Genomic DNA, 7,775 nt, shown 5'->3' on the forward strand with positions numbered 1-7,775 from the left:
TAGAACAGTGCCGCCTGACATTCCTTTCGCTTGCCCATCATCGCAATCAGCCTCCCAAATCACTTGAGAAACTGAATCAATCGACAAAGGCCTAATCAAGGCGACTTTTTCATCAAAATCAGCACGAAGGAGACGTTCATTCAACGATAGGCTGACACGCCGCCGCCCGCCAAAAGGGCGCTCGCCGGTCGGTCTCTGCGGACGCAAGCGCAATACTCGCATTTGTTGTTGCTGGGCCGGCTGTCGTCATGCTCGTCACCAAGCGTGACGAAGACACCCGCCACTGAGGCATTGCGAGGAGAATTACCATGTTCAAGGCCAACCGCTTTTTTCGGAGGGACTGCGGCATCGAGATGTCTCGACGACGTCAGAGACAGCATCTGGGCGATCTGTCCAGCCACCTGTTGCGCGACATTGGCATGACGATCCGCGTCAGCGACCGGCACTGGCGGGACAAGTAGTCTGTTTCGTCAGGCAGGAATGGAATGACGGGTCACGCGATGCACCGCTTCGATGATATCCGCAGCATCGGGGAGGTACGCCTTTTCGATATCCCGGTGGAAGGGAACCGGTACGCGCGGCGGCGCAACCCGAAGGATCGGCGCCCGTAGCCTGTCAAAGGCCTGTTCGGCAACGACGGAGACGACTTCGTTGTGCGAACCGCCGGTCTTGATCGCCTCGCTGACGACCACCAGCCGCCCCGTCCTGGATACGGACTCCAGGATCGTCTCCTCGTCCAGGGGAACGATGGTGCGCAGATCGATCACCTCGGCCGAAATTCCCTCGGCTTCCAGCGTCTCGGCTGCCGCCAGCGATCGTTTGGTCATCAACGCAGAAGCGACGATGGTGACATCGGACCCCCGGCGGGGGATCACCGCCTTGCCGATCGGCACGAGGAAGTCGTCGTCGTCGGGCACCTCCATGCGGCCGGCATGGTACAGTGCCATGTGCTCGAGGAAGAGCACCGGATTGTTGTCACGAATTGCAGCCCGCATCAGGCCTTTCGCATCGACGGCATTGGACGGCGCAACGATCTTGACGCCAGGAATGTTCTGCAGCCAGCTATGAAAATCATAGGCATGGCCGTGGAAGGGACCGACCCCGTATTTCGCACGCATGACAATCGGTACCGATATCGCCCCGCCGGAATAATAGTGCATCGCCCCGGCGTCCAGCCCGAATTGCTGTGTGACGAGCGCGAGGAATTCCAGGAACATCAGATCGACGATCGGCCGTTTGCCGCGCATGGCAGCACCCACTGCCGCTCCGACGAAAGTGCCTTCCGAGATCGGCATGTCGATCACACGGCCTTCCGCGCCGAACTCCTCCCACAGGCCGTTGGTCGATTTCAGTGGTCCACCGAAGGCGCCGACATCCTCGCCGAGGATGAAGACGTTCCGATCCGTGCGCATCTCTTCCGCAATGGCCGCGACACAGGCCTGCTGGAACGTCAATCTCGTCATGGGCGCTCTCCTTCCCTCGCCGTGTCCGGTGCGAAGACCAGTTCCGGGGCCAGATCCGCTGCCGTCGGCGCCGGATCGGCAATCGCCTGTTCCATTGACGTTTGCGCCTGCAGGCGTGCTTCCTCGTCCATCCGGTCGAGGCCGGCCTCGTCGAGGACACCTTCTTTGACCAGCCATGACCGGTAGGCGCGGATCGGATCGCGCTCCCGCCATTTTTCCACGATTTCCTGATCGCGATAGTCCTCGGCGTCCGAGTAGAAGTGGCCGGCGACCCGGTAAGTCACAGCCTCGATGGTCGTCGGACCATCGCCGGCGCGAGCCCTGGCAATCGCCTCCTGCATGGCGCCGTGGACAGCAAGGACGTCGTTGCCGTCGACTTCAACGCCCGGCATGCCGAAACTACGGCCACGTTCGGCCACCGACCCGCCGACACCCCTCTTCTGGTCAGTGGAGATGGCGATCTGGTTGTTTTGGCAGACAAAAACAACCGGCAATTTCTGCACCGATGCAAGGTTCATCGCTTCATGACAGTCACCACGGCTGGAGCCGCCGTCACCGAACACGGCGACAGCCACGTCATCCCGCCCATCCAGTTTCGCTGCCAGTGCACCGCCCGTCGCATAGCCGAGCGGCGGCCCGAGGGAACCGGAGTAAAGGCCGATCAGATTGTACTGGGCGGGACCACAGATGTCGCCGCGATAGCGTCCCATATTGTAGCCGGTCGTTTTCCCCATGGCGCCTGCAAGCAGGGTCCTGAGGTCCGCGCCCTTGGCATAGGCAGCAATGATTGTGCCCCGGTAATGTGGCGCCAGGACATCGTCTGGACGCAGCCCGTGGTAGACACCTGCCACCACGGCCTCCTCGCCTTCCAGACCGTGCCAGTGGCCGTCATGCTCGCCGATGACCGTATCGAGTGCACGTGACATGGTCATCAAATGATAGAGTTCCAAGTGGAGCTGGTTCGAGCCCGCCGTGCCCGTTGCCTGTACATTCTTCATGACTGTCTTTCCGGATCGATGCGCCCGATCACCGTGCCGACCGGCAGTTCCTCGTCGGCCCGGTGAAGAATTTCAGCAAGACAGCCGCCGCTTTCGGTCTCGACCTCCATATTCACCTTGTCGGTCATGACCTCGACGATGACGGCCCCCCTGTCCACGATGTCGCCAACCTTGTAGTTCCATTGCACGATGGTGGCTTCGGTCACGCCTTCGCCCACATCCGGAATAGTGATGTCGATCATGTTTCAGTTTTCCCGGTTTGCATTTCGCATGATTTCAGGTGTTTCACCGGATCGCCGACGATCCGAGAAAGGGTTTCGAGAAAAGCCGATGCCGCTGCACCGTTGACCGACCGGTGATCGAAGGACAGGCTCACCGGCAAAATGTGACCCAGCCTGAGTTTGCCGTCAGCTGCGACCGGCACCTGACGGATCGCACCGACTGCGAGTATGCCGACTTGTGGCAGCGGCACGACTGGCGTCGCAAACACCACCGAAGGAAAACCCGCGACGCTGCTCAGAGTAAAGGTCGCCCCTTTTGTCTCGGAAAGCTGCAGCTTTCCAGCCCGGGAACGGGCGGCAAGATCACGGGCGCAGACCGACACCTCATCGAGCGTGAGCTGTTCGACCGCCGGTATGACCGGAACGATCAGATCGCCACCATCCGTCGCCACCGCGAGACCGATATTGACCGAGCGGAAGCATTTCAGTTCCGATCCGTCGAAATGGGCATTGAACGACGGATGGTTTTGCAGGGCGACAGCGAGACATTTCACCAGCACATGGGTTGCCGTGACTTTGCCACGACCGACACTTTCGGAACTGAGGGAATCGAGGAAGGCAACCAGTCCGTCCACTGCGAATTCGGCGTGAACGGTAACACCGGCCGCCTCCTGAACCATGCGCAGCATGTTTCGGCTGGCCATGCGCTGCATGGTGCTGAGTTGACGGATTTCGTAATCCAAATTATCCTCCCTTTGTAACATTTGTTACTAATTAACTCGCCATCCGTCAATATGAAACCGTCATGTCGATAGTAGAACAAATTGTTGATGACAAATTCTTTTTAGTAACATATGTTACATATAGATCGTGAAATTCACACTCGATCAGGGAGGAACATCATGAAAATTCAGCACACGTTGGCAGCTATCGGGATGTCCGCAGTCATGGGATCGTCGGCATTGGCGCCGGTCTCTGCACAGGATACCGTCAAACTCACGCTAGGCCACGTCGCCCCGCCGCAAACCACCTATCATCAGGCTGCCGAACGCTTCGCCGACAATCTCAGGGAGCTTTCCGGTGGCACCATGTCCGTAGAGATCATTCCGGGCGGAGCACTGGGCAGCCCTCCGGAAATGTGGGTTCAGACGCGGACCAACTCGCTCGATATCCATCTCATCGATATAGGCGCCATCATCATGATGAAAGAAGGTGCGCCCTTCCTCGTTACCTGGGCGCCATTCCTGTTCAAGGACCAGGCGCAGTTCCACCGCTTCCTGGACTCCGACAAGTTCAAGGAGATGATGGCTGACGTTCAGGAAAGGACCGGCGTCGTCTATGCCGGTTTCGTCGGCGACCGCCCGCCACGTGCCGTTTCGACCAAGAACACGCCGGTCAAGACTCCGGCGGACCTGAAGGGCCTGAAGATCCGGACACCGGGTCACCCCTTTATCATTCAAGCCTTCGAGAGCTGGGGCGCCACCGCAACGCCGCTCAAGGCATCCGAACTGGTACTCGCACTCAAGACAGGCCTCGTCGATGGTCAGGACAACGGCGTTATCGATTTCGTCGGAGCGGGCTATTACGAGGATCAGGCGAATTACACGCCGATAGATTATCTGCGTTCGGGAGTTGGCGTGTTCTTCTCGCCGCAGTCCTGGGCCAACCTCTCCGAGGAGCAGCAAGGTTGGGTTCTCGAAGCCGCAAGCAAGGCCGGCGAAGACGGAAAGGCCATTTACGAACAGCAGATGAAAGATGCCTATGCAAAGCTCGATGAGCTCGGCGTAACTGTCACCGAACCTGACAGGGAAGCGTTTATGGAAGCGGTGTCGGGCATGATTGGCGGTCTCGACGGAAAGGCCTGGCCGGCCGGACTCTACGACGAAATGCACAATATGTGACATAGTGATCCTGCCGGGATGCCGGCAGGCGGTCGTTTGCAGAAATCGGCCGATCCTGCCGGCTGCGAAACTGCAACGAGACAGGTGAGATGGCAAAACGGTTTCACAGCCTGCTGACTAAGGCACTCTCGGTCATGCTTGCCGCGCTGCTTGTCGCCATGACGATGCTGGAGATCGTCCAGGTGATCATGCGCTATTTCGCCGGGTCGGGTTTTGTATGGACCGGAGATGTCACGGTCATCCTGATGCAGTCTCTCGCCTGGATCGGCGCACCGGCGCTTTGGCTGATGCGCGGCCACATCGCCGTCGAACTGATATCGGGCAGCGGGAAAGGCAGGGCATCTGCACTGGCACTCGTCGTCGATGCGGGGATCGTGGCCGGTGGCGCAGCACTCCTCTATTACGGGCAGGATGCGCTTGCCGCCTTTGCCAATATCGACATCCCGTCGCTGGGAACGACCGGCGATATCAAATACTACCCGATGATGGCGGGCGCCTTGCTGCTCGTCATCGCGGGCCTCCTTAATCTTGCGACCGGGAGCCGATATACCTCCGCTTCGGATCAGACTTCATGATTGCCGAACTCGCCACCCTATTCGGCGTCATGCTGATCGCCATTCTGACCGGCGTGCCGGTCTTTTTGTCGATGGCGTTCGGGGTAGTCGTCTTTGCCATCGCCTTCGCGCCGCTGATGTCGCCGCTGGTGGTCGTCCAGACATTTCAGCAGGGCCTCGACAACCAGGCTTTCACGGCCATCCCCTATTTCTTCCTGGCCGGCACGATCATGAATGTCGGCGGCATGAGCGCCCGGCTGCTCAGGCTTGCCCGCGCCATGATCGCCCATATCAGGGGCGGCCTTTCCCACGCGAACATCGCGGCCAGCGTCGTATTCGCGGGCATATCCGGATCGGCCGTTGCAGATGCTGCCGCCGTCGGTTCGGTCATGATCCCTGCCATGAAGCGGGATGGATACAGCCCCTCCTATGCAGCGGCGGTGACTGCCGCCTCCGCCACTATCGGGCTCGTCATACCACCATCCATCCCGATGGTGATCTTTGCCCTGTTCACCGGTGCGTCAGTAGGCTCGCTGTTCCTGGCCGGTATCGTTCCAGGACTTCTGATGGGCGCATTCCTGCTGGTCGCCTCCTACATCATCGCCCGCCGGCGCCGCTATCCAGCTTCGAAATGGCAGGGGACCGGTGAACTCATTGCTGCCTTCCGCGCCAGTTTTCTGGCACTGCTCATGCCGGTTCTGGTGATTGTCGGACTTGTCGGCGGATTCGCCACGACATCGGAGATCGGCGCCGTGGCCGCCCTCTATGCGACGATCGTCAGCACTGTGATCTATCGGGAAGCCAATCTGAAGCAGCTTTTCCAGGGCGTCGTGCAGGCGGCCCTCGACGCTGCTCGCGTGCTGATCATCATCGGCGTTTCAGGCGCCTTCATCTGGATCGTCGCCCGGCTCAGCGTGGCAAACAATCTCGCACTATTCCTGCTGGACATGCAGTTCGGCCCGACCACCATCCTCGCGCTGATCGCGCTTGGCCTCATCATCGCCGGCACAATACTCGAACCGGTGACGATCCTCGTCGTACTTGTACCGATGCTGGTGCCGGCTGCACTGGCAAGCGGCATTGATATTACGCATCTCGGCATCGTCGTCGTCCTTTCGACGTCGATCGGGCTGATCACGCCTCCGGTCGGGATCCTGCTTTACATCACCGCTGCCCAGGCGCAGGCGCCGGCGCTCCAAGTGGTACGGGAGACGATGCCGTTTCTACTCGCACTCCTTGTCCTGCTGACCACGATTGTCCTCGTTCCCGCCGTTACACTATGGTTGCCCGGTTGATTCACTATCCGAACGGAAATCCATGACCGCAAATCATCCCTCCGAACCCCGTCGGGACATACGCCTTCGCGATACGGTTGCCTACCGCCTCATCCTGACGATGAACCGGATGGTCAAGCCATTCATGGAGGAGCACAGCAGGCGGCTGAAGCTGACCCTGTCGGAATGGCGCGTGATCAATGCACTTGCCGCCAGTCCGATGAGCTCCGGAGAGGAAATCGCGCGATCGCTCAACATGGAGAAGATGACCGTCAGCCGGTCCCTGCGCAGCCTCGAAAAGGCAAAAAGGGTTTCGCATCGCAAGGACCCGGAGAATCTCAAACGCAACCAGTGGCAATTGACGGATCAGGGATGGGATCTTTTCGATACCTTGGCCCCGACTGCCCTGGAGCACCAGGACAATTTTCTCTCCAGGCTGACGGCCAGGGAACGGGAGACGCTGTCACGCCTCCTCGGCAAGCTTGTCGAGTGACGACGTCAGCTATTCGCCTTTTGTCTTGTGCTCCAGTGTGAGCCCCTTTGCGGTCCGCGGAGTGAAACCTTTCCAATAGGTGTGCTCGGGCTTCTCGGTCCCGTCGTCATTGAGCGCGACCACCCCGTCGCCGGAGTTCTCGACCACGTCCAGATAGGTGACCAATTCGCTGTCACGCTTCAGGTATTCGCCGAAGAAGGCGATGACAAAGTGCTGGGTGATGTTGTTCACCCGTACGGTATCCCAGACAGCGTCCGCGTAGTATTCGATGGGAACGAAATCGAGATGCTCCTACGGTTCCCAGGATTCGGCCGGAGCCGGCATCGGCGCGGCCGCATTGTGGTTGGCGAACTGGAAGGTAAGCAGATACCGATCCGTGTTGACCGCGCCTTCGAAGATCGCCCGGGTTCCTTTTTCATAGCCGGAGACATCGTCGTCGCTGTCGGCGATAAACAGCATGGGAAGGCGTATTCCGGCGAGCCCCTCCGCATCCCAGAACCCCGTATTCATGCTCCATGTCTGCGACATAGATGGAACGTCTTGAACGGGCCAGGATACCGACATTCGCTGAAGTCTGATCGGAGGTCCACTCCGGGTCGAAAGCCGAAGCGCACTTGACGGATGAAAATGGCACTTTTTCGCCGTCGAGCCGGTGACGCAATTGAAACAGTGGGAAATATATTGGATGTCCACTTTGAGTTCCACTCGGTCAGAAACCTGACAGTCTCCTGACGGCCCCAATTTGAACATTAGAGCAACGGGCGATTAGTATGCAACGCATCCTGTTGATCTGAAGTAGTTCCAGCATTCTTGCGGTGTGAACAGGCTGCAGACATGTCCGACGGCCTTCCAAAGGTCTTCATATGTTCGG

Annotated in this window: 11 protein-coding genes; 5 read left to right on the forward strand and 6 right to left on the reverse strand. The window is 59.2% G+C overall.

Translation table 11 applies throughout. The features are described 5' to 3' along the window. Positions 1–308 precede the first annotated feature (308 nt). The gene (locus tag AAFN47_RS27800; protein ID WP_499812451.1) at positions 309–461 is read left to right on the forward strand and encodes a YjiS-like domain-containing protein; all 153 of its coding nucleotides are present in this window, start codon (positions 309–311) and stop codon (positions 459–461) included. 9 nt (positions 462–470) lie between these two features. Here the strand turns inward: AAFN47_RS27800 and AAFN47_RS27805 are convergent, their stop codons facing one another. From AAFN47_RS27805 to AAFN47_RS27820, 4 genes are read right to left on the reverse strand one after another with little or no spacing between them, the layout of a single operon-like run. Further along, the gene (locus AAFN47_RS27805) at positions 471–1,463 is read right to left on the reverse strand and encodes an alpha-ketoacid dehydrogenase subunit beta (RefSeq protein WP_499812452.1); all 993 of its coding nucleotides are present in this window, start codon (positions 1,461–1,463) and stop codon (positions 471–473) included. After that, positions 1,460–2,461 (reverse strand): thiamine pyrophosphate-dependent dehydrogenase E1 component subunit alpha, encoded by a 1,002-nt coding sequence (locus tag AAFN47_RS27810; protein ID WP_499812453.1) that lies wholly within the window; start codon positions 2,459–2,461, stop codon positions 1,460–1,462. Before AAFN47_RS27810 ends, AAFN47_RS27805 begins: the two co-directional genes overlap by 4 nt. Continuing rightward, positions 2,458–2,703 (reverse strand): biotin/lipoyl-containing protein, encoded by a 246-nt coding sequence (locus tag AAFN47_RS27815; protein ID WP_499812454.1) that lies wholly within the window; start codon positions 2,701–2,703, stop codon positions 2,458–2,460. The genes AAFN47_RS27810 and AAFN47_RS27815 overlap by 4 nt, the downstream gene beginning before the upstream one ends. Then, positions 2,700–3,425 (reverse strand): 2-oxo acid dehydrogenase subunit E2, encoded by a 726-nt coding sequence (locus AAFN47_RS27820; protein WP_499812455.1) that lies wholly within the window; start codon positions 3,423–3,425, stop codon positions 2,700–2,702. The genes AAFN47_RS27815 and AAFN47_RS27820 overlap by 4 nt, the downstream gene beginning before the upstream one ends. Positions 3,426–3,584: 159 nt before the next feature. On the opposite strand from AAFN47_RS27820, the gene AAFN47_RS27825 reads away from it, so the two are divergent. The 4 genes from AAFN47_RS27825 (at position 3,585) to AAFN47_RS27840 (ending at position 6,904) form a co-directional block, all read left to right on the forward strand. Beyond that, positions 3,585–4,583 (forward strand): TRAP transporter substrate-binding protein, encoded by a 999-nt coding sequence (locus tag AAFN47_RS27825; RefSeq protein WP_499812456.1) that lies wholly within the window; start codon positions 3,585–3,587, stop codon positions 4,581–4,583. Between the two features lie 89 nt (positions 4,584–4,672). After that, complete coding sequence (locus AAFN47_RS27830) at positions 4,673–5,158, forward strand: TRAP transporter small permease (RefSeq protein ID WP_499812457.1); 486 nt, start codon at positions 4,673–4,675, stop codon at positions 5,156–5,158. Then, positions 5,155–6,432 (forward strand): TRAP transporter large permease, encoded by a 1,278-nt coding sequence (locus tag AAFN47_RS27835; RefSeq protein ID WP_499812458.1) that lies wholly within the window; start codon positions 5,155–5,157, stop codon positions 6,430–6,432. Before AAFN47_RS27830 ends, AAFN47_RS27835 begins: the two co-directional genes overlap by 4 nt. Positions 6,433–6,454: 22 nt before the next feature. Then, on the forward strand, positions 6,455–6,904 hold the full coding sequence (locus tag AAFN47_RS27840) for a MarR family winged helix-turn-helix transcriptional regulator (protein WP_220228533.1): 450 nt from the start codon (positions 6,455–6,457) through the stop codon (positions 6,902–6,904). Between the two features lie 9 nt (positions 6,905–6,913). Here the strand turns inward: AAFN47_RS27840 and AAFN47_RS27845 are convergent, their stop codons facing one another. Together AAFN47_RS27845 and AAFN47_RS27850 are read right to left on the reverse strand one after the other, a co-directional pair. Then, complete coding sequence (locus AAFN47_RS27845) at positions 6,914–7,135, reverse strand: hypothetical protein (RefSeq protein WP_499812459.1); 222 nt, start codon at positions 7,133–7,135, stop codon at positions 6,914–6,916. Between the two features lie 60 nt (positions 7,136–7,195). After that, positions 7,196–7,414, reverse strand: a complete 219-nt coding sequence (locus AAFN47_RS27850) for a hypothetical protein (protein ID WP_499812460.1) — start codon at positions 7,412–7,414, stop codon at positions 7,196–7,198. Positions 7,415–7,775 lie beyond the last annotated feature (361 nt).

The sequence above is a fragment of the Hoeflea sp. CAU 1731 genome (assembly GCF_039888615.1).
Lineage (GTDB): Bacteria > Pseudomonadota > Alphaproteobacteria > Rhizobiales > Rhizobiaceae > Flavimaribacter.